The 1,020-nt window shown below is 59.3% G+C and carries 1 protein-coding gene; it reads left to right on the top strand.

Features of this window, described 5'->3' with window-relative positions; all coding sequences use genetic code 11:
* On the top strand, positions 1 to 1,020 hold a 1,020-nt coding region (locus Q5Y75_RS28345; RefSeq protein WP_306203651.1), incomplete at both ends, for a cadherin-like domain-containing protein.

The raw sequence follows: 1,020 nt of genomic DNA, 5'->3' as shown, positions 1-1,020 counted from the left end.
CACCGGAGCCAACGACCTGCCTGTGGCGGGTGACGATGATGGGGCTGGATTCGAGACAAGCAAGAACGCGGCCTTCACCACGGCAAATGTGCTGGGCAACGACACGGATACGGATGGCGACACGCTCATCGTCTCGGCGCTCGACACCACGGGCACGCTGGGCCTAGTCACCGATAATGGCGACGGCACCTTCGATTACGATCCGAACGGGGCATTTGAGAACCTGGGCGTTGGTGAGAGCGCGACCGACAGCTTCAGCTACACTGTCTCGGACGGCCAGGGCGGCACCGATACCGCAACCGTAACCCTGACCGTCAATGGTGCGAATGACGAGGCTGAAGATCAGACGGACCCGGTCGATGGTGCCGTTGTCGGATTGTGGCAATTCTCTTCAGGCGCTCCGAACACTGACGAAGCACCGGGAGCCGACAATCCGGCTGAGTTGCGCAACGGTGCAACGGCGGCTGACGGTGGTGTCCGGCTGGATGGCAGGAACGATTATGTCCTGATCGACAACATGCCCGACTATGAGGTCGCTGAAGGTGGCGTGCGGATTTCGTTCTCTGTGAATGAGCTGTCTGGCCAATCCTCCGGCAACAACTATTCATCGGGGAATCTGCAGGCCCTGTTCTCGCGCGATTCCTCTGGTTTTGATGGTGGCGGGCATGTCACGGCGTTTGTTGATGGGGATGGCTCGATTGTTGTGCGTCACCAGACGCAAACAGACAGCTATGTCATCCGCAGCGATGCCAATCTGTTTGCAGCCGGAGACGAGATCGACTTGCAGTATGCGTTTGATGCGAAGGATGGCATGGAGCTGTTTGTCGGCGTGAACGGTGGCAACCTGGCGCTTGTGGGGGCCAATTCCCGGCCCGTCTTTGACGCAGACCCCGTCGCCCTGATTGGAAACTCCGAACCGTGGACGCTTGGCGCGTCGCAAGTCAGAAGCCAGGACGGCACCGCAGACCGGTTAAGCAGCTTCCTCGACGGAGAAATCGATCACTTCGAAGTCTTTAACGG

The sequence above is a fragment of the Ruegeria discodermiae genome (assembly GCF_030758345.1).
GTDB lineage: Bacteria > Pseudomonadota > Alphaproteobacteria > Rhodobacterales > Rhodobacteraceae > Ruegeria_C.
The sequence above is the reverse complement of the archived record's forward strand: the minus strand, read 5'-3'. Positions and strand labels throughout refer to the sequence as shown.